Raw genomic sequence first — 22341 nt, 5'->3', positions numbered from 1 at the left:
TGTTTGTCGAGCAGCAAATTTGATGTCTTAAAATTGATTTTAAAGATATAAAAAAATAAAATTATACACCACCAATAGCACAAGCACCAGAAGCCATTGTTGTAATAACACCAACAACATTACCAATTATGGGAATAGTATTTAAAGCACCATTAACAATAGTTAATGTGTTTTCACAATTTAAATTTGATTTATTTTCTAGATTTAGAAGTCTGTTGTCAAGTTCATTAACTTGTTTTTTTAAAGTTTCAAAATCTGCTTTGATTCCTTGAATATTTTTGTTTAATTCATCTAACTTTAATTCATGTTCAATTAAAGTTGAAATATAACTTCAATCTCTTATATAACCTTTTATTATTTCTTTTTCTTGTCTTTTTCAATTATATAATGCTTGAGGATTAAATGTTTTAGAATTATTGATTGCTTGTGGTAAAGTAGAATTTCATTCATTTATATGTGCAAATCATTGTTTAACTTTTGAATCATTTGCTATAATATTTGAAATTTCATTAAATTTATCTTGTGTTACATAGGTAAAAGTTGGTTTTGTCAAACCATAAGAATAGGGACTAAAAGTACCAACAATTATTTTTTTTCAAAATAGCCAATAAAGTGTGAGTAATTAGATTTATCCAATAAATAAACTTCTGATAATTTAAAATTATGATATTTTTTCTTTATGGCACTTTTAATTTCGTTATCAACGTTATGATTAATTTTTCCTAAATTAATTTTTATATCTTTATTTCAATCTGGAAAATCATTTTCTAAATTATCAAGACGATTATTTGGATAATATTTCTCATCTTCTGTTATTATTCTTACTGATTCAAAATCAAATCAATTAAATGGTTTTTCATAAAGTACAATTTCTATATGTTCTTTTCTAGAACTATCTGTATATACTTTTTCAATTTTTGAAAAATTATCTCAAATTGTTTTACCTACTTGTTGTATTTCTTTTCATGTTCATGGAAAAATTGAAGTAATTGAAATATCATTAGAATTATATCGTTGCATCATATCCTCTTTAAATTTTTCGCCAAGTTCTCATGCAGGATTATCTTTTCAATAATGATAATCAGCTATTATTCCTTCAAAAGTTTTTGGTGTAAATGAACAAGTTACTTTACCTCAACTACCCCTTATTTCGTTTTTACCATTTAATGTTCTTTTTAATCGATTTCTGTGTTTTTCATGACGATGTTTATTCATATTTATTTTGCTATTTGTTGTTGGGTTGTTAATAATAAAATCTGTTTGATTATTACTTGCAAAATTTAATTGTTGATTTACTAAATCTAAACTAGTCGTATTTTTTCTAACTCAATTTTTAATATTTGAATTATCAATTGACTTACCATTAATACCTTGTATTTTATTATTTAAAAGTGGAGCAGTTAATACTCACAATTTAAATCAATAACTTGGACTAAAATATTTCATAATTTTGTTCTCCTTTGAAAGTAAATATTTTTATATTTACTTTCAAAACAAAGCAACTTTTATTTGTTAAATTTTACTTCTTTTTTATTTTTTTTGATAAATATTTTTGGGAAATTTTCACTCGATATTGACATAAAAATTATTTTTAATTAACTTTATTTTTATTTTTATGAATAATAATAAAATTAATAGTGTTTATTTTTATTTTTAAAATAAACACTATTAAATGTTTTAATATTTTTTTTAATTCTTTGATTATTTTTGATTTTAGTAAAATTATGATAAGATATTTTTATATTTATATTAGTTTTTTTGCTTTTAAAGTTTTTTTATTAATAAAATAAATAAAAGGGTTTTGGTCTTTAAAAAAAACTGGTGTAAATAAAAACAATTATTTAGAAAATCAATATCAAAATAATTAGAGATAAATTGTTTTTTAACTTTTTACTAGCAAATAATGAAATATTCATATTTAAAAATAAATAAATAAATGCAGTATTAGTTGGATTGTTAATCTTAAGGAATTAAAAAAATTAACGTATAATTAAACTATCAATAATTATAATATAATATTATTTAAGGTTTCTTAAATTATTTTTTGTTTTTAGGAGGAACTATGAAAATTGCTTTTGATGTAATGGGTTCAGACCATGGTAGTTTGCCCGCTATTGCTGCAGCGTTAGAAGTTATTAAAGAATTCAAAAACGTTGAAATTTGTTTAGTTGGTGATGAAAAACAAATTAATGGAAACTTGCAGATTTTATTAAAAAATAAGCCATTATCATCAAGAATAACAATACTAGCAACAACCCAAGTAATAACTATGAATGATGGTCCACTCGCTGGTATTAGAATGACTGATTCTTCTATGAATCAAGCTATTCAGTTAGTTAAAAATAAAAAAGCAGATGGGATTCTAACTTCGGGTTCAACTGCTGCCTATCTTGGTGCTTGTCATTTTTTATTAGGCGAAATCAAAGGCATTAAACGTCCGGCATTCATGCCAATTATGCCTACTTTAATAAAAGATCGACAAGTAGTATTATTGGATGTTGGAGCAAATATTGAAAATACTGTTGATGAATTAATTAATTTTGCATTAATGGGTCATATTTATTGTCAAACTATTCAAAATATTTCACGTCCTAAAATTGGTTTACTAAATATTGGTATTGAAGAAAGCAAAGGTCCAGAAGTAACTAAAGCAACATATGCTAAACTAAAACAATTAACACAAAAAAATGAAAAGTTAAGTTTTTTAAATTTTCACGGTAATATTGAACCACGAAATGTTTTAAGTGGTGATGTTGATATTATTATTTGTGATGGTTATTCAGGTAATATTGTTTTAAAATCAGTTGAAGGCATGGCATCATTATTATTTACATTAATTAAAAATGGTTATAAAAAAAATTTATGAACTAAATTTTTAGGTTTAATGTCAATTGGTATTTTTAAAAATATTAAAAAGACTTTTGATTATAAGAATACAGGTGGTGCTCAATTAATAGGTATTAATGGCATTGCTTTTAAAGCACATGGATCTAGTGATAAAAAATCTTATTATAGTACTTTAAAACTTTTAATTCGTGCTATTGAGCAAGATGTTACTAATAAAATAGCTAAACAAATTCAAGAATTATAATTTATAAATAAGTATTAAGGAGAAAAATATGATTAATATTGAACATATTTTAAAATCGAGTATTTTAGAAAAAATTAAATCTAATCGTAATTATCGTGAAGCGTTTACTCATCGTTCTTTTTCAAACGAACATAATTTAGATTATTCATATGAGCGATTAGAATTTTTGGGTGATTCGATTTTAGGGGAAAATATTTCAACTTACATTTGACACTTATTTCCAAATAAAGATGAGGGACAATTAACAAGTTTACGTAGTAAAGCAGTTAGACAAGAAACATTGGCAGCAGTGGCAATTGCTTTAGGATTACAAGATTATTTATTTTTGGGAAATGGTGAAAAAAATACAGGTGGGCAACAACGAGAAAGCATTTTATCAGATGTTTTTGAATCATTTCTTGCTGCAGTATATCTTGATTTAGGAAATAGTGCAGTGAAAAAAATCTTAGACTTAACCTTATTTGAATTGATTAAAACTAATCAGTTAGAAACAATTATTGATTATAAAACTAAATTACAAGAATTAGTACAGGCAGAAAAAAGAGATCCTATTAATTATAAAACTATGGAACAAATTAAAAAAGATAATATTACTTATTTTATTGTTCATGTGTATTTAGATAATAAAATACTAATGGGGAAAGGAGTAGGAACAAATAAAAAGAAAGCTGAGCAAGAAGCAGCAAAGTCAGCTTTAGCAAAACTGTCAAAATCTAATTTATTAATAAGTGATCATAAGTAGGGATAAACATGTTTAAATTATTACGTAATTATATTCGTGAACAAAAAAACAATTTATTACAAATGTTTGGTTTAGGTTTTTTAGTAATGATTATGATTATTGCCTTTTTATCATTAAATTTTTCTAATAATTATTTATTTGAACAATATGTTAACGATATTGCTCATAATGAATTTGATCAATATACATTTTTTTCACCAGTAGAATATGTTAATTTTGATGGAAAATATAATGAAAAAGATAAAGCTGGTTCTTATTTAAATAATATTAATTATTATCAAAAAGATAATACTATTGATAAAGAAAAGATGGCAAAAGCTACTTTTCAGTTAACAATACCAGATGCTACTAGACCTGATATATATCGTTTTACTTTTCATGGTGGGGACGCTAGTAGTAAAGAATATTTTGCTATTGGTGATAGTCTTTTTAATGATACTAGCCATAATTATATTGATTTTAAAATTAATATTCCTATTAATTATCCATCTTATGATATTCATAAAGCAACGATAGAACAATATGCTAATATGCTAAATCAATATCTATATGATCCATTACATCCAGAAAAAAATCCAGAAAATGCAACAAATTTTATGATTACTAGTGAAGCTGCTTTACAGTTTTATAATGATAATTTTAAGGGACAATTGTCATATGCTAATCGAAACTATAGTGAAATAGATATTAAAAATGAATCTAAGTTATATGAAATAATGTCAATGGGAATGTTATATAAAGATATTGAATGACAACATGCTGTTATGGTCCGTGATTTATTAATTACTAGTAAAAATTTTGCTTTTATTGAAACAGGGCCCGAATATATTGTTAATAAAGCAATTATTGTCAAAGATGGTAGCCCAAGTTTAACAGAAAAACCATTACAAGATAATGAAATTTTAATTTACAAACATTTTGCTGAACTAAATAATTTACATATTGGTCAAAATTATGTAATTGCTGGACAAACGTTTATTATTCGTGGTTATGCTACAAGCTCATTAGCAGCATTTGTTGGTCGTTATTTTGGTAATTCACTTGATTTAAAAAATAATACTGTCGCTTTTACTAATGGTAATACGATGCGCAAAGTTGAATTCGATTTAAAGGCATTTAGCAATAATATTGATGATTTTTTTTTAGGTATTAATCCTGATTTGGCTAAAAATATTGATTCACAAATAAACAATGAATGAATTTATAATTATCTTCATGCAACTTATAAAACACCTACTGATATAGCAAGTACAAAATATTATAATAATGGTATTGATTATAATAAAATAGTTTCACCCTTAAATATCAATAATCTTAGATTTTATACTAGTATGCAAGAATGATCTTTTAGTTCCATTAATAATAGAATTAATGTTATTGAAGAGATTTCTAGTTTATTTTTAATTTTGATTTTTATTGTGACTACTATTATTATTTTTATTATTACTTTTAAAATGATTGATCGTAATAAAAAATTAATTGGAATTTTAAAAGCAACAGGATATAAAAATTGACAGTTAAGTATATCATTAGTAATTTCAATTATTGCTCCTTTAATTATTTTTGCTATTATTGGTGTTTTAATTTCGATTCCAGTTGCGCATTATTTAATTTATATTACTAATATTAGTACTGTTGCCTTAATTAGTTATGATTGGTACTTTAATATTATTATCGCTATTTTATTACTTGTTATTCCAATCATTAGTTTAACTTTCATTAGTTTTTTAATGGTATTATTCTTATTAAGAAGTAAACCCTTAGATTTAATTACTAATAATATTTCAAAACAAAAATATAAAATAAATATTAGTTCAACTTTTACTTTTATTGCAAGATATGTGATTGGTAGATTTAGTTATCGTAATAAGTTGGCCGTTACTACTTCACTACGTAGTTTTGGTAAAACATTAATTATGTGTTTTACTATTATTTTTGCTGCAACATTAGTATTCTTTGCGCTTGCTGCTAGTGGTTTAGTTAATAATATGTTAGGTTCACAATTTGCGGGAACTAATTTTAATTATCAAAATGGTTATCAATTTGATGATAATATTAAAACTAACTTTATTAATAACGAAAATAAATTAATGTATCAATTTAATAGTGTTGATAATATTAAAAGCAAAATTTCATTATATCCAGAATTATTAGCGGCAATTAAACGATTTGATCCTCTTAATCCTAATAAATCAATTATGATTAATGTTCAAAATTGTTATATTATGGGTAGTGAATTATTAAAAATAAAACAGTGAATTGCTGCTAATCCATCAAAGATTCCACCAATAGTTAAGGATTTCTTAGAAAAAAATAAAATATTATTTAATTATTTAACCAATAATAACGATAAAAACAATACTGATTTATTGGTAAGTTTTGGTTTAATTCCGTATGATGAACAGTATGAAGTACCATACACACAATTAGAACTTGATAAGGCTAATCTGTTACTTCCTAATCAGCTTGGTGCTGTTTTTGATAATGATACACAAACCTTATCAAAAGAATCTTTTAAAAATTGAAGTGCACCAAGAACTGCTTATGGTATTGATGATAGTTTAAGTGATTTTTTATCTCTAAATTTTAGTATAAGTGATTTCTCTACTTTTAGTAAATTAAATTTAGCTGATATGGAAGTTTCTAATAATTGGCAAGATAAACAATTTATTAATATTCGTAATCATTTAATTCAAAAATTAGGAATTAAAAATCCAGATAGTAGTGCTGTTCAATTTATTCCAATGGCTACTTCTGCTTTACCTTCGGTTGCCAATGTTTATAATGGTGGAGAACAACTTAATAATAGTGTTATTTATAGGTATAAAGGATTAGATAATCAAATAAAATATATAATTGGTATTGCTTATGATTATATTAATAAATTAGATCCAAAAATAATAGTAATGCCTAAACTTTGACTTAATGAGATTTTGTTTGGTAGTAAAAGTGACTTATTAGAAAATAATTTTGCTAATAGTAAATTAAGCAAATTTACTGATAATGAGTTTAAACATTACTTACCAATTATTAGTAATAAAAATGATTATAATATTGATTTAGCACAAATTTCACACTCAGGATATTTGGAAAGTAAAGGTATTAGTACTTCATTATCATTAGTGTATGATATTAGTAATTTACGTAGTATTATGAAGAATAATCAATATAGTTTACAAATAATCATTTCATTTTTTGGTATTTTTAGTGTTATATTATCATTAATGATTATTGTTATTGTTACTAATATTAGTGTTCGTGATAATTTAATATTAATTAATATTTTACGAAGTTTAGGCTATACGGCATTAGAAGTTTCTTATAATTTCTTTCTGGTAATAATACCGGCATTGGTAATGAGTAGTTTGGTTGCTGTTTTTATTGTTCCTTCTTTAGTAATGGTACTTTCTAATTTATTAGCAACTTTTGCAAAAATCGCATTTCCTATTGTTTTTCCTTGATGATATTTTGCATTGATGATTAGTATAAATATTTTAATTTATTTAGTTTCATACATTATTACTTGAAAGTTAAACGTTAATAATAAACAATTAATGACATTAACTAAATAATATATAATCTGGTTTGCTGCTATTAAATAAAAAATTACACATTAAAATGTTTTAATTTTAAAAAATATTTTTAAATTGATAAAATTAATTTGAAGTATCAACTGAGGTTAGTGGAATATGGTAAAAATATTTTTTAATTATTTGCGTGAACAAAGAAAAAATATTATTCAAGTTTTAGGGTTAGGCTTTTTAGTTATGATTATGATTATAACTTTTTTAAGCATTCAATTTTCTGATCAATATGTAGAAAATCAATATTTAAATGATATTAGTCAAAATACTAATTTTCAAGAATTAAATGAATTACCAATTGAAAAAAATAGTTTTGAAAAAGAATATAATTATTATAAAACACATTTAGGATTATGATTGGAAAATATGTCATATTATAAACAAGATGATAGTATTGATACTTTTAAATTAAATCATGCAACTTTTCAAATTGCTTTAGTTAATGCTAATAGCGATACTTATCGTTTTATTTTTAATGGTAGTAGTGATTTAAGTGATTCTCATGCTAATAATTATTTACAAATTGGAAATAATATATCTACTAAATATCATCATGATTATGTTGATTTTAAACTATTAGTTTCTAATGATTATCATCAAGGTTATAACTCTTCTGAAGAATATAAAAATGCAATGCGTAATTTAATTAATAGTTATGTTTATGATGGAAAGACAAATATTAATCAAGTAAACTATTTTATTTTAAATGATAAAGCATTAAAAATTTATCAAGATAAAATTTATCATAAAATATCATACACTAATCATGAATATAATACAATTGATATTTCTTTGCAATCACAACTATATTTTTTAATTATTAATGGCATGTTATTTCAAAATATTGAATGAAATCAATATACTTTAGTTAATGATTTATTAATGACCGGTAAATCTTTTCTCTTTACACAAACAGTTCTTAAAAATATTATTGATCCACCAATTTTAGTAGGTAATTATAAACAAAGTTTGGAAGAGTTACCATTACAAGATAATGAAATTTTAATTTATGAACAATTTGCTAATAATAATAATTTAAAAATTGGTGATAAGTACAATATTGTTAATCGTACTTTTACTGTTAGAGGATTTGTTACTAGTCGAAATAGTGCTTTTATTGCTAATAATATTAGTGGATTGATGGATCCAAAAAATAAAACCGTTGCTTTTGTTAATAGTAATACAATGGTTAACATCAATAATGATTTTAAGGGTTTTATTGATAAAAATAAACAAAAAAATAGTTTTAATCCCGTTTATCCTGAATGTAGTTTAAATCCATGATTATGTAATATATTACATAATCAATTAGCATATGGTCATCATTATCAAAATCTTACTAATGGTATAAATTTTGCTAATGTTGCTAGTATTTTAACAAATGATGATTATTTATGAAGACCTTATAATGAAAATGCTATTTTTTTCTTAAATGAGCGAATTAATTTAAAACAAAATGTTGGTATAATATTTTTAACATTAGTTTTTACTGTTACTAGTGTTATTATTTTAATGGTAGTATGAAAGATGATTCATCATAATCATAAATTAATTGGAATTTTAAAAGCATTGGGTTATAAAAATTGACAATTAACAATTTCTTTAGTTTTAGCTATTATTTGACTTTTATTTATTTTTGCTATTATTGGTGTTTTAATATCAGTATTTATTAGTCATATTCTTATTAATAGTCATAACTTATATTTAGCGCTAATTAACTATGGATGATATATAAATGTGCATATGACAATTATTGTGGTAACTGTTCCTTTATTGTTATTAGTAATTATTAGTTTTTTTATAGTTTATTTATTTTTACAAAAAAACCACTTGACTTAATTAGTAGTAAAAATTTTAAAAAATATCATCATTTAAATATTAGCAAAATTTTTAATTTTATTAGTGTTAAAGTTATTGGCGATATTAGTTATCATAATAAATTGGCAATAACTATTAGCATGCGAAGTTTTGGTAAATTAGTTATCATTAGTATAGTTAGTATTTTTGCTGCCACATTGATGCTATTTTCAATTGCAGCTAGTGATTTAGTTAATGATATGTTATCATTACAATTTGAAGGGATTAATTTTAATTATTTAAATAGTTATCATTATGAAGACATTGAAAATAATTTTATTAATAATAACAAGCAGTTGCTTTATAACATTGCTCCAGTTTCACAAATAGAATCAGGAGTATCACTTAAACAAGATTTACAAGATGCTATTGATTCATATTTAATAAATCCTAATAATCCAGCCCCCGTTATTCGCGATTTACGTAATAAATATATTTTGGGTAGCGATTTATTAAAGATGCGTAAAAATTTTAAAAAATCGACAACATGAAATTTATTACCACAAACATTTAAAAAACAGTGAGCAAAACAAATAAATATTATTAATTATTTAACAAATGAAAGTGGTAATAATAATGATTTATTAATTAGTTTTGGTATTATTCCTTATCAAGAACAAAATGAGTTACCTTTTATTAAATTGAATATTGAAGATTCTTATAATTTGGATTTTAGTCATAACAATGCTATTGGTAATACTTATGATAGTGTAACTCAAACTTTTAATGATTCATGCTTTAGTAATGAAGTTACAATAAGACAAACTATCTATGGTATTAATGCAAATAGTAATAATTTTATTAAACCTAATTTAATTAATAGTAAATTTAAAAAATTTATTAATATGAACAGTGATACAATGAACACTTCTGATTTTTGATTAGATAAAGAATTTACTAAAAATGTTAACAATGTAAAAAAAACAATTACATATTACTAGTACTAATGCTCCAAATATTACCTTTTTACCAATTGCAGCATTTAATGTCCCAGCATCCAATACTAGTACTGGTAATGGTAACAATATTGGTAAAGCAATTTTATATCCATATTTTGATTTTAATGGTAATAAAAAATATTTAATTGGTATTATTTATGATGGCTTTAGGAATTTAGGAATGTCAACATTATTAGTATCACAATCACTTTTAAATAGTGCTATTAATGAAAATACAGGATTATTAATTAATAATGCCAAAATGAGTAAATTTAATGATAATGAGTTACGACATTACTTAACTTTTATTAATACTGAAAATAATTATAATCTTGATTTAACTAAAATTTTGAATACTGACTACATTAGTTCTAGTGGTTTTATTAGTTCTTTGAGTGGTATTGTTCCAATTGGTAATGAAAAAGCAGCATTGGAAAATAATGAAATAAGTATTCAATTACTTATTGGTTTTTTTGCAATTTGTAGTATTATATTATCATTTATGATTATGACTTTGGTTACTATATTGGGAGGTTCCCAAAAAAGTAGGAAGATGAATTACTAGATAAATAAATTCTTTTCAAAATTACCATTTTAAAATGATGATAGACAAATTAAATTCTCTTTTACCCTTAAATTTATATTCGACGTATTTTAAAAAATATACATTTAAAAAATTATTATCAAAGGAAAAAGACAAGAAATAATCTTGTCTTTTTTTGTAATTGTAAAATTTTAAAATTTTTATTATTAACACCCTTTAAATATCTACTACACGCAGTGACCAAGTAGGAGAAAGTTAATAATTAATAATCTTCTTTAACACTATCATCAACACGTGTTAGAGAATTAAAACAGTGAACCACAACACAGTTGTTAAAAATAGTGGCTAAAACATGTGGACTTGCATGGATAAATAAAAAGTGGAGTGATACCTAATAAAATATACTAACCATTAATGGTAATTCTTGGGGTGGGAGCGAATTGGAAACTAGTATATATAGACCTGTTGTAGGGACCTATTGTATTAATTCTATTCTTTATTTAACCAACCTTGCCACTCCCCAGTGAGCAAGCGTTGGTTTTATTTTTTATTTTTTTTTGAAAAATTTTTTGGGCGAGAAAATAAATTTCAAACTTGTAAAAAAAATTGAGCGGTGCCGATTCAATTAAAATATTAATTTATTAAACATAAATTAAATAAATATTGAATCGAATGCCTCGATTTCTTTTTAAAATTTCACAATTTATTTTTGAGCCCAGAATTGCTGGAATGAATAAAACGAATAGTAGTATTATTAATAATCTAAAAATCAAAATATATGTTCTTTATGCTAGAAGCAACAGAACATATTAGGAAAGGATTATTATGCAAATAGAATTTAAAAAAGAACAAATTGTTAAAGATAAACCACAATCTATTCTTATTGATTATGTTGAATATAAATTATCGCTTCCAAAATGAATGATTAAAAATAATTGTTTTATTATTGATAATAGTTACAATATTGAGTTTTTAATTTAGAAAATATTAAAAGAGAATTAAGTGGTAATGAATTAATAAAATTATTAGAACCATATATTAAAGACCAAAAAATAGCTGTTAATAAACTAACCGCTCCAAAAGAATATTATCTTAATGATATAAAACTTGAACCATTAACATTTTATGAACAGCATAATAGTTGATTTATTGGTGAAATAACAGATAACAAAACTAAAATTACTAATCCTTGTTTTAAATATAACATTACGTGAGAAGAAAACAGAAAAGGTTTTAAAATAAATAATCCATATAAACATGATGATTTACCAATTAATTATATAGTTACTTCTTATAAAGAAATTTCAACTCATAATGAAAAAGTATTTTTGTTGAACATGTAAACAAAATAAATTAGATTATTTATTCTTTAATACTAATGATATTAAAACAAGAAAATATTTTTTAAGAGATAAAAATAGTAAAGCAATTTGTTATGACTGTATTTTAAATATTAGGTTAAGTAGGAGGTATAAATATGGATAAAGAATATTTAACTAAAAGAGGAACGATTTGCATACCAGACAGTGATGATATTGAATTTAAAATAGGACTAATTAAACTGATTGATGATTTAAAAAAAGATAATTTAGTTTGTGGTCATAAAGAATTTATTGAAGAATGTAAATATTGTTGATGTAATTGTGATTTAGAAATTATTAAAACAGTTATTAGAGGTTAACTTAATTAATGCAATATGACTTAATTATTGGAATTGACCCTGCTGGTATTGGTAATAATGGAATTGTTATATATTCAAATGAAACTAATAATATTGTTTTTAATGAAACATTTAATACATTAACTGTTTTATGAACTAAAAATATGTATAAAGAAAAATTTCAATTAATTAAAGAAAAATTTATTGATAAAAAAATATTAGTTATTGTAGAAAATTTCTTTTTAAGTTCAAAACAATTATTAACTAATCCATTAGCAACACCTAAAATTATTGGTGCATTAATGGTATTAGTACAAGATGTTTTCAACTGAGATTATCTAGAAAACCACCCAAAAAATAAAAGTAAAATAGAAGATTATAAAGGAAATATAAAATTTACAAAACATGAACAAGATGCATATAAGCATATTCAATATTATTTAAAAAATCATAAAAAAATATTAATTTTTGATAATTATTTAAGGAAATTATAAACATGAAAGATAAAGCAAATTATGTCAAATTAACAGTAAAACTTAGTAATACTATTGAAGCAAAACATTACGAAAAAGGTAATAAAGAATTATATTATAGTGTTCGAGGTCAGTGAAATGGTTTAAACTATGTTACTTTAATTTTTAACAACCCAAAATTTTATAGACGATGTATTTTATTAAATAAAAATGATGAAATTATAGTAACTGGTGAAATCTTTAATACTTTAAACATTCCTAAAAATCGTGCATTTTGTTCAATTAATGTTAAATGATTTAAAAAATGAAAAGAGTAAAAAATGATATTATGAAAAATTTTATTAATAGTACCAATATTAATAACAATTATAACACTAATAATATTTTTAATATTTATTATTAAAGAATTAAAAAATGAATATAAAGTATTAAAAATATTAAGTGAAATTGCTAATCAAACTGAAAATAAGGAGAATAAATAATGAATAAAGAAAAATTAATTAAATATTTAATTAATAATAGAGCAAATGCTTATAATGGACAACAATTTTTATTATCTTCAAATAAAGACCCAAATATAAAAGGTATTGATGAATTAATTAAAAGAATTAAAAATGGTGAATTTGATAATGAATAAATTAAAGTTAAATTCTTTTGAGAAGTGAATAGAAGCAAATACTAAATTGTATTGAGATGAAAAAGAAGAAACATTTAAAAATAATGATAATGCTAAATTGTAAAGGTAAGTGCAACTAAATTATTTTTCTATCCAAATATTCGATTGGTGAAAGATAATTTAATATTTTTCTCGGTCTTTGATTTAAAGACAATATAAATTTATGAACTTCATTTTTATTAGTTTTTGAAAAAATAAATTTTTTAAGAAATTTTTCTCTAATTAAACCATTAGTATTTTCATTAGTACCTCTTTGTCAAGGTGAATATGGATTGGCAAAATAAATTTTTACATCTAAATTTTTTTCAAGTTGTTGTCAATTTGAAAATTCTTTGCCACGATCAAAAGTAATAGTTTTAACAATGTTTTTAGGAAGAATTGATAAATAATAACTGACATTTTTATTAATAACTTTAGTAGTTCTGTTTTTAACTAATATTGCTAAAGTAAATCGTGATACTCTTTCAACTAAAGTTATTAAACATGATTTGCTTTTGCCTCTTGATGATACTATAGTATCTCCTTCTCAATGACCAAGTGTTATACGATCATTAACATTTATATCTCGTTCTTTAATTGATTTACCATTAAACTTGGCACGATTTTCTTTAGATTTTCGTTTTTTACCTTTTCTTCTTAAATTTTTACTAGTAACTTTATCAAGCATTCCAAAATAAATTCAAGTATAAATTGTTTTAAAACTAATAACTCACTCTTTATGAAAATTTTTAATTCTGCCATAAATTTGTTCAGGTGATCAACCTAATAGTAATTTTTGTTGTACATATTTTACTAAATTCTTATTTTTAAACTTATGAAAACTAATATGTGATTGTTTTCGATTTTCAGCTTTATTTTGTGCAATTAATGAAAAATAATGATTATTATCTTTATTTCTATTAATTTCTCGAATAATAGTACTAATACTTCGATTAAGATTTTTAGCTATTTCACTAATTTTAAATTTAAATTTCAATTGATTCTCAATATAAATCCTTTCATCTATGCCAAGATGTTTATAACTCATATAAAAACTCCTTACTTTTTTCTAAACTAAATTTAGCATTATGAAATTTTTATATGAGAATTTTTTGCAATTTTATTTACTTGCACTTACAAGTATAATTCAGCTTAAAAAATTCTTATATTATGTTGCTTTTTAATAGATTTTTTAAATTATATATGTATATAATTAAAATGGAATATTATTATTAATATCATAATAATTTTCAACAAATATTAATAAGAATCTAAAATAAAATTAATAACTAACAGAAAACAAGTAACTATTTAATTAAAAAATTATAATACTAAATTTTTTTATTTTTTTAAACTAATACCCTAAATTATAAATATAAAAGTTATGTATTTTTTATACTATTATGTTTAACATTTTATGGATAAAACTAAGGAAAAGCAAATTGACTACAACTAAAATATTTAATTGAATAGCTTATATTTCAAGTATCGCTTTACTTATTTTTTTCATATTACTTTTAATGTTTTTACTAATAAAATTTTTATTAAATTATAAACAAAAAAACAAAGTTAAAAGAATACTTTCTTCAAATGATTTTAGTCAAATCATAGGAACGAAAAAAGAATTAAAAATAAAACTAAGAAAATATTTTAAAGAAATATTTATTAGAGATGTTGATATAAATTTATTTAAAAAATTTCTAAAATCAGAAAGTGGAATTAATAAAAAACCAGCAAAAATTGCCTGAAATTTTTTTATAATTTTGACAAGTTCAATATTAGTAAATAAATCCGAAGGAAGAGTTTCTGAAACAATTAAAAGTATTAAAAATACTTTTGATGAAAGTAAACAAATATTATTAACTTCCGATAACAATAACTTAGTAACAGATGTAATTTTAAAAATTATGAATTTAAAAATCAGACCAATCTTAATTGCTAGTAGATCACTAACAAAAATAGACACTAATGGTAATTTCATCATTAATGATGAAAATTTAAGCAAAAAAGAAATCGAAGATTTTTGAAAACAAATTGATAAAGTTAGAAAAGATTTAATAGAAAACAAATACTTATATTTTATTTCAATACTTTCACTTTCAACTGCAACTAATGAACAAATCAAAAAATTATTAAACTACACAGATTAAAATATTAAATGTTTAAATAAAATATAAGTAAAAAACAAATTTAAATTTTTAAAACAATATCTTTAAAATTACCTATTAAGACTTATGTTTTATAATCAAAAAAATATAAAACATAATTTTTAATAATGTTAAAAAAAGGAGTTAAACAGTGAGAAAAATTTTTATTTCATATCATCATCTAAGAGAACAAGAAGAAAAAGACCAATTAGCAGAGTTAATTAAAAAGTATGCTAATTATTTAAATATAAAAGACATGTCTGTAGAAATAGGGGATATTGATACCACATGATCAAATAATGAAATCGCTAAAACTATTAGACAAAATCATTTAAAAGATACAACTATTACTATTCTTATTCTAGGAATACATACAAAATGTAGACAACATATTGACTGAGAAATTGAAGCTTCATTAAATAAATATGGAAGTTTAAATAGAAGAAAGAAGATAAATAGTTTTATAATACTTTTAACTGCTGATTTTATTAAAAAAGCAAAAACAAATTGTAATTTTAATAACACTTGTGATTATTCTTCTTTAATCACCCAAGAAAATGCTGGTCAAAGAATATATGAAATCGTAATAAATAAAGATGCAATTATTGCTACTTATGATGAAATCTTTTCAGATATAATAATTCTTAAAAATTTACTTGATAAAGTTCAATCTAATCATAAAAAAGAAGAAATGTTTTATCAAAATGTTATCAGCCCTAGTTTTTTAAAACCAACTGTTTTAAAAGATAATACTAAAGATACTGTTTTTAATGAAAAAAAAGAAATAGATAATACAAAATTATCTTCAAATAAAGATAATGGTTTTAAAGAAGAAGATAGTGATATTGAAATACTTTCTGAATCAGACGAAGAAATAGATAATGCAAAATTAACTTCAAATAAAGATAATGATTTTAACAAAGATGATGATAGTAATATTGTAGTACCTTCTAAATCAGACGAAGAAATAGATAATGCAAAATTAACTTCAAATAAAGATAATGATTTTAACGAAGATGATGATAGTAATATCGTAGTACCTTCTAAATCAGAGGAAAAAATAAATAATGTAATATTAACTTTAAGTCAAGATAGTGAAATTAACAATCAATTACTACAAGAAATTACAACGGACTTTACTAAAGATGATAATAAAAGTAATCTTTTAAGAAAATTATCTTTAAAACATAATAGTAAAGATAATGGAATTGGTAGTGAACTACAAGAAACAAGTATACTGAAAGACGAAAATTTTAAAAGAATACATCTCCATAAAAAAGATAATTTAGAAGAATGTGAAGCAAAAGAAAAATCTGAAAAAACAATGCAAGTGTTTAATAAAAAAACAAAAAAATTTATAAATTCTGGTAAAATTAATTATACACAAGAATGTCCAGAAATATATTTATCCTATCTTTAAAACATACAACTAGTAAAATAAAGGTAATGTTTAGTAATCTGTGTAACTTACAAAAATAACTATGTTTAATTAATTCTAGTAAATATAATTAAATAATTAGAAAGAGTGAGTTAGAGATGGCTAAAAAAGATAACTTTAATAATAATGATCCAATATCAAAAGCAGTAGATTTATTATTAGAAAATACTGAAGATTTAACAACAGTTTTTAAAGAAGGGGGTTTATATAAAGAATTAACAAAACGTTTAGTTGAAAAAATGTTGAATTCTGAGATGCAAAATTATTTAGGATATGAAAAAAATCAACATAGTAATAGTGACAATGCTCGTAATGGTATAAGTTCAAAAAAATTAATAACTCAACAAGGTAAAATTGAGATTGATGTACCACGAGATCGTAATAGTAATTTTATTCCTGTAATAGTGCCAAAAAGACAGAGAAGATTTGATAGTTTTGATCAACAAGTTCTTTCCTTATATGCAAAAGGTATGACATTATCAGATATTAGAATGCAGTTACAAGAGTTATATCATGGTGCTGATATTAGTGAAAGTGTTATTAGTCAAATTACTGATGATTTGATTGATGATGTCAAAGCATGACAAAATAGACCATTAGAAGGCATTTATCCCATTGTTTATTTTGATTGTATAGTAGTTAAAGTACGACAAGATAAACGCATTATTAACAAATCAGTTTATATAGCTTTAGGTGTTGATTTAGAAGGTAAAAAAGATGTTTTAGGTTTATGAATTAGTGAAAATGAAGGCGCTAAATTTTGATTAGCAAATTTCACAGAAATGAAAAATCGTGGCTTAAATGATATTCTTATTGCTTGTAGTGACAACTTAACAGGCATGTCAGAAGCAATACAATCAGTTTATCCTAAAACTGAACATCAATTATGTATAGTTCATCAAATCAGAAATAGTTTAAAATATGTTTCATACAAACATCGAAAATCACTAGTTACAGATTTAAAGCCAATTTATAATGCATGTAGTGAAGAATAAGCAATGCAAGCTTTAGAATCATTTGAAAGTAAATGAAATAAACACTATCCTCAAATTGCTAAATCTTGATATAAAAATTGAGATAATTTAATGATTTTTATTAGTTATCCTCCAGAAATCAAAAGAGTGATTTATACTACAAATTCTATTGAATCTGTTAATAGTCAATTACGAAAAGTCATCAGAAATAAAAAAGTTTTTCCAAATGATATGGCAGTTTTTAAAATATTTTATTTAGCAATTGAAAATATAACAAAAAAATGAACAATGCCCATTCAAAATTGAAATACAGCAATTGCTCATTTTATGATAAAATTTGAAGATAGAATTAATCTGAACTAGTACTTTGCAAAACAAAGAAACACAGATTACTAAAAAGCCTCAAAATAAAATATAAATATTTAAAAAGTGAGAATTTTATTCTCACTTTTTATTTTAATTTAATTTAGTATTCTTCTTCAAGTGAAGAATTACCCATACCTATTAACTTCTCAGTTGGCATTAAACCAGTACCGGCCGGTATTAAGTTTCCTAAAATAACATTTTCCTTTAAACCACGTAAATTATCTTGTTTTGACTTAATAACAGCATTAGTTAATACTCTTGTTGTATCTTGGAAAGAAGCAGCAGCCAAGAATGATTCTGATTCTAATGGTGCTTTTTTAATCCCTAAAATAATTGGATGACCAAAAGCAGGTTTTTTACCAGCAACAATAATTTTGGCATTAACATTCTTAAATTCTTTGATATCAACAATCGCTCCAGGCAATAATGGTGAATCATTACCTTCAACTACAAAAATACGATTCAACATTTGTTTTACAATAATTTCAATATACTTATCAGAAATTTCAATTCCTTGTAAACGATAAACACGTTGTACTTCTTTTAAAATATATTGTTGAACTTCAATGATTCCTGCTACTTCTAGTAATTGTGTAATATTAATTGCACCTTCAGTTAGTTTTTGGCCAATCTTAACATTATCACCAATTTTAATTCTTACCTGCGCATTATATTGAGTTTTGTATTCTTTATAGTCAAGTTTTGACTTTACAGTAATTGTATAAATTCCTTGCTCTTCACGAATATCTGTTACTTTACCATCAAATTCACTAATAATAGCAACAGCACCTTTGGGATTAGTAATATCTAATAATTCTTTAATTCTTGGTAATCCTTGGGTAATATCACTACCATCAGCAACTCCTCCAGTATGGAAAGTTCTCATCGTTAGTTGAGTTCCTGGTTCACCAATTGATTGCGCTGCAATAATTCCAACTGCTTCGCCAATAGCAACAATAGAACCTGTTGTTAAATTAATACCATAACATTTTTGACAAACACCATAACTTGCTTCACAAGTTAAAACTGAACGAATATTTATTTTTGTAATTTTTGCCTCTAATATTGTTTCTACTAATTTTTCAGTAATTAATTCATTATTTGCAACAATTACATTATTTTTACTATCAACAACATCACCTTGAACAAAACGTCCAAATAAACGGTCACGTAACGGCACAATAATATTATTACGTTTTTGGTCAACAACGTCACTAATTATAAAGCCATTACCGGTATTACAATCTTCTTCAGTAACAATAATATCTTGTGAAACGTCAACTAGTCTTCTTGTTAAATAACCTGAGTCAGAAGTTTTAAGCGCCATATCTGCCATTCCTTTACGAGCACCATGGGTAGAAATAAAGAACTCTGAAACATTTAATCCTTCACGGAATGAAGATTTAATTGGTAATTCAATAACTTCTCCTTTTGGATTATTCATTAAACCACGCATCCCTACTAATTGAGTAAAGTTACTAATATTAGTTCTAGCACCTGAATCTCACATCATAAAGATTGGATTTTCAATATCTTTTCTTAAAACTGTTTCTAGTTCAACTTGAATATTGTTTTTAATACCACTTCATTTATTAATAATATGGTAATGACGCTCACGATTAGTTAACATACCTTGTTTATAAAACTTGTTAATTGTTTTAACATATTCATCTGCTTCTTTAAATAATCTTGTTTTACCTGAATAAGATACAACATCGCCTGCAGAAATTGTTGTTCCTGAAATTGTTGAAAATTTAAAACCAAGATTTTTCATTTTATCTAACATTTGTGCAGTTAATTGAGTTCCAAAAGTTTTAAAATATTTATGAATAATATCTGCTAAAGCTTTTTTCTTAAATGGTTCAACAATAACTCTTTTTTTAATAAATTCACGAAAATCAACATCAGTGGCAACTAAATCTTCATTATGAGTTTCAGTTAAATTAATAATATTTGGGCGATTAATAAATGGCATTCTTTCTGAAAACATTTGATTAAAAATAATCTTACCAATAGTAGTAATTAAAAATTTATTTTGATCGGTAGCAGCAAATTTACTTGCACCTAAACTAGCAACACGAATTCCAATAATAGCATGTAATGAAACCTGTTTTGTATCATAAGCTTTAATTGCTTCATTAACATCTTTAAAAATTGAACCTTGACCTAATTCATCTAATTTTTCAATAGTTAAATAATAATTACCAAGAACCATATCTTGAGTTGGCGTAACAATTGGTTTACCATCTTTAGGGCTTAAAATATTTTTTGAACCTAACATTAAACTTCTTGCTTCAGCTACTGCTTCTTGAGTAATTGGCACGTGAACAGCCATTTGGTCACCATCAAAGTCAGCATTAAAAGCAGGAGTTACTAGTGGGTGTAAACGAATAGCTTTCCCTTTAACTAGAATTGGTTCAAATGCTTGAATTCCTAAACGGTGTAAAGTTGGAGCACGGTTTAATAAGACAGGACGATCTCTAATTACTTCTTCTAAAACATCTCAAATTCGTTCATCTTGAATTTCAATTAATTTTTCAGCAATTTTAATATTTAAAGCTAATTCTTGATGAACTAATCTTTGCACAACAAAAGGTTTGAACAAAATAATTGCCATATCACGTGGAATACCACATTGATACATTTTTAATTCCGGACCAACAGCAATAACGCTTCGACCTGAATAATCAACACGCTTACCTAATAAGTTTTGACGGAAACGTCCTTGTTTTCCTTTTAATGTTGAAGTTAAAGATTTTAATGGACGTTTATCTCTTCCTGTTACTGGACGTGCTTTACGTTCATTATCAAATAAAGCATCAACTGATTCTTGCAACATTCTTTTTTCATTATTAATAATTAAGATTGGTGCTCCCATTTGTTTTACTTTTTTTAAGCGTTCATTACGAATAATAATTCTTCGATATAAATCATTAATTTCTGATGTTGTAAAACGACCACCATCTAACTGAATAATTGGACGAATATCAGGTGGAATCACCGGAATAGCATGTAATACCATTCATTCTGGTTTATTTCCTGATTTAGCAAATGAATCAATAACATCTAAACGACGTTCTAGTTTTCTACGATCAGTTTGTGATTTCTTGTTTGTCAATTGTTTTTTAATGGTAAGAAATTCTTTTTCTAAATTAATATTTTTTAATAAATACTCAATAGCTGAAGCACCAATTCCAAATTTTGTTCCAGTATGTTTAGTAATAAATTGAGCACATTCATCCATTGAAAATGGACGTGAAGTATCTGCTAAAGTATCAGTTAACATTTGAGCACGAGTATAAGCAAAAGAAGAAGGTTCTAATTGTTCTAAAATTTGTGCAAATACTTTACGTAAACGATTACGAGTATCAGTTGAAGATTTAGCATTACCTAAATCTATAATCATTTTTTGTTTTAAACCTTTAGCAGTCCCTGGATCTAAAACAATATAAGAAACAAAATATGCTACTTCTTCTAAGTCTTTAGCTTTCATATCTAATGCTAACGCAATTCTTGAAGGAGAAGCCTTTAACATTCAAATATGAGTTACTGGTTCTTCTAACTCAATGTGTCCTAAACGTTCACGTCGAACAATTGCTTCAGTAATTTCTACTAAACAACGTTCACAAACTTTACCTTTATTTTTTATTTTCTTATATTTACCACAAGTACATTCATAATTTTTAGTTGGTCCAAATATTCGTGCATCAAATAATCCATCTTTTTCAGGTTTTAATGACTTATAATTAATTGTTTCTGGCTTTGTAATTTCTCCATGTGATCATGAGCGAATTTGATCGGGAGAAGCAAGAGAAATTTTAAGGGCAGTATAATGTTTTGAATTTTTTTGCATTTGCATATATTTATTACTC

At 23.9% G+C, this 22341-nt stretch carries 18 protein-coding genes and 1 pseudogene; 15 read left to right on the top strand and 4 right to left on the bottom strand.

Translation table 4 applies throughout. The features are described from left to right. Positions 1-61: 61 nt before the first annotated feature. Together AACK95_RS05965 and AACK95_RS05960 are read right to left on the bottom strand one after the other, a co-directional pair. Positions 62-553 carry a hypothetical protein gene (locus tag AACK95_RS05965; protein WP_338979947.1) on the bottom strand — a complete coding sequence of 164 codons (492 nt, stop codon included), beginning with the start codon at positions 551-553 and terminating at the stop codon, positions 62-64. Positions 554-585: 32 nt separating this feature from the next. After that, positions 586-1446 (bottom strand): hypothetical protein, encoded by an 861-nt coding sequence (locus AACK95_RS05960; protein ID WP_338979946.1) that lies wholly within the window; start codon positions 1444-1446, stop codon positions 586-588. Positions 1447-2062: 616 nt separating this feature from the next. Between AACK95_RS05960 and plsX the strand changes: the two genes are divergently transcribed. The 12 genes from plsX (at position 2063) to AACK95_RS05900 (ending at position 13526) form a co-directional block, all read left to right on the top strand. Beyond that, positions 2063-3091, top strand: coding sequence for a phosphate acyltransferase PlsX (gene plsX / locus AACK95_RS05955; RefSeq protein ID WP_174481261.1), 1029 nt, complete (start codon positions 2063-2065; stop codon positions 3089-3091). Positions 3092-3119: 28 nt separating this feature from the next. Continuing rightward, positions 3120-3833, top strand: coding sequence for a ribonuclease III (gene rnc / locus AACK95_RS05950; RefSeq protein WP_338979945.1), 714 nt, complete (start codon positions 3120-3122; stop codon positions 3831-3833). An 8-nt stretch (positions 3834-3841) separates the two neighbouring features. Continuing rightward, positions 3842-7405: an FtsX-like permease family protein gene (locus AACK95_RS05945; RefSeq protein ID WP_338979944.1), complete on the top strand. Its 3564-nt coding sequence runs from the start codon at positions 3842-3844 to the stop codon at positions 7403-7405. Between the two features lie 117 nt (positions 7406-7522). Then, on the top strand, positions 7523-9256 hold the full coding sequence (locus AACK95_RS05940) for an ABC transporter permease (RefSeq protein WP_338979943.1): 1734 nt from the start codon (positions 7523-7525) through the stop codon (positions 9254-9256). A 179-nt stretch (positions 9257-9435) separates the two neighbouring features. Continuing rightward, the gene (locus AACK95_RS05935; protein WP_338979942.1) at positions 9436-10215 is read left to right on the top strand and encodes a hypothetical protein; all 780 of its coding nucleotides are present in this window, start codon (positions 9436-9438) and stop codon (positions 10213-10215) included. A 178-nt stretch (positions 10216-10393) separates the two neighbouring features. After that, entirely contained in the window at positions 10394-10777 is a 384-nt protein-coding gene (locus AACK95_RS05930) for a hypothetical protein (RefSeq protein WP_338979939.1), read from the top strand. Positions 10778-11581: 804 nt separating this feature from the next. Further along, the gene (locus AACK95_RS05925; RefSeq protein ID WP_338979457.1) at positions 11582-11737 is read left to right on the top strand and encodes a hypothetical protein; all 156 of its coding nucleotides are present in this window, start codon (positions 11582-11584) and stop codon (positions 11735-11737) included. Between the two features lie 496 nt (positions 11738-12233). Beyond that, a complete protein-coding gene (locus AACK95_RS05920; protein WP_281748672.1) occupies positions 12234-12437 on the top strand; it encodes a hypothetical protein in 204 nt (67 codons plus the stop codon). 8 nt (positions 12438-12445) lie between these two features. Continuing rightward, positions 12446-12910 (top strand): hypothetical protein, encoded by a 465-nt coding sequence (locus AACK95_RS05915; RefSeq protein ID WP_338979456.1) that lies wholly within the window; start codon positions 12446-12448, stop codon positions 12908-12910. 2 nt (positions 12911-12912) lie between these two features. Further along, positions 12913-13206, top strand: coding sequence for a hypothetical protein (locus AACK95_RS05910; protein ID WP_338979454.1), 294 nt, complete (start codon positions 12913-12915; stop codon positions 13204-13206). Positions 13207-13209: 3 nt separating this feature from the next. After that, complete coding sequence (locus tag AACK95_RS05905) at positions 13210-13371, top strand: hypothetical protein (protein ID WP_338979453.1); 162 nt, start codon at positions 13210-13212, stop codon at positions 13369-13371. Beyond that, positions 13371-13526, top strand: coding sequence for a hypothetical protein (locus tag AACK95_RS05900; protein ID WP_338979937.1), 156 nt, complete (start codon positions 13371-13373; stop codon positions 13524-13526). The genes AACK95_RS05905 and AACK95_RS05900 overlap by 1 nt, the downstream gene beginning before the upstream one ends. A 115-nt stretch (positions 13527-13641) precedes the next feature. Here AACK95_RS05900 and AACK95_RS05895 read toward each other — a convergent pair whose 3' ends face one another. Then, a complete protein-coding gene (locus AACK95_RS05895; RefSeq protein WP_338979936.1) occupies positions 13642-14592 on the bottom strand; it encodes an IS30 family transposase in 951 nt (316 codons plus the stop codon). A 472-nt stretch (positions 14593-15064) separates the two neighbouring features. Here AACK95_RS05895 and AACK95_RS05890 point away from each other — a divergent pair, with 472 nt between their 5' ends. From AACK95_RS05890 to AACK95_RS05880, 3 genes and pseudogenes are all read left to right on the top strand, one after another. Continuing rightward, a complete protein-coding gene (locus AACK95_RS05890; protein ID WP_338979934.1) occupies positions 15065-15694 on the top strand; it encodes a hypothetical protein in 630 nt (209 codons plus the stop codon). 148 nt (positions 15695-15842) lie between these two features. Further along, positions 15843-17111 carry a TIR domain-containing protein gene (locus AACK95_RS05885; RefSeq protein WP_338979933.1) on the top strand — a complete coding sequence of 423 codons (1269 nt, stop codon included), beginning with the start codon at positions 15843-15845 and terminating at the stop codon, positions 17109-17111. 116 nt (positions 17112-17227) lie between these two features. After that, positions 17228-18466: pseudogene (locus tag AACK95_RS05880) on the top strand (IS256 family transposase). 103 nt (positions 18467-18569) lie between these two features. Here AACK95_RS05880 and rpoC read toward each other — a convergent pair. Continuing rightward, positions 18570-22322, bottom strand: coding sequence for a DNA-directed RNA polymerase subunit beta' (gene rpoC, locus AACK95_RS05875; RefSeq protein WP_338981062.1), 3753 nt, complete (start codon positions 22320-22322; stop codon positions 18570-18572). Positions 22323-22341 lie beyond the last annotated feature (19 nt).

This window comes from Spiroplasma endosymbiont of Lasioglossum malachurum (assembly GCF_964020065.1).
Lineage (GTDB): Bacteria > Bacillota_I > Bacilli_A > Mycoplasmatales > VBWQ01 > Spiroplasma_E.
Note: the sequence above shows the minus strand (reverse complement) of the source record. Positions and strands in the feature narration are given on the sequence as shown.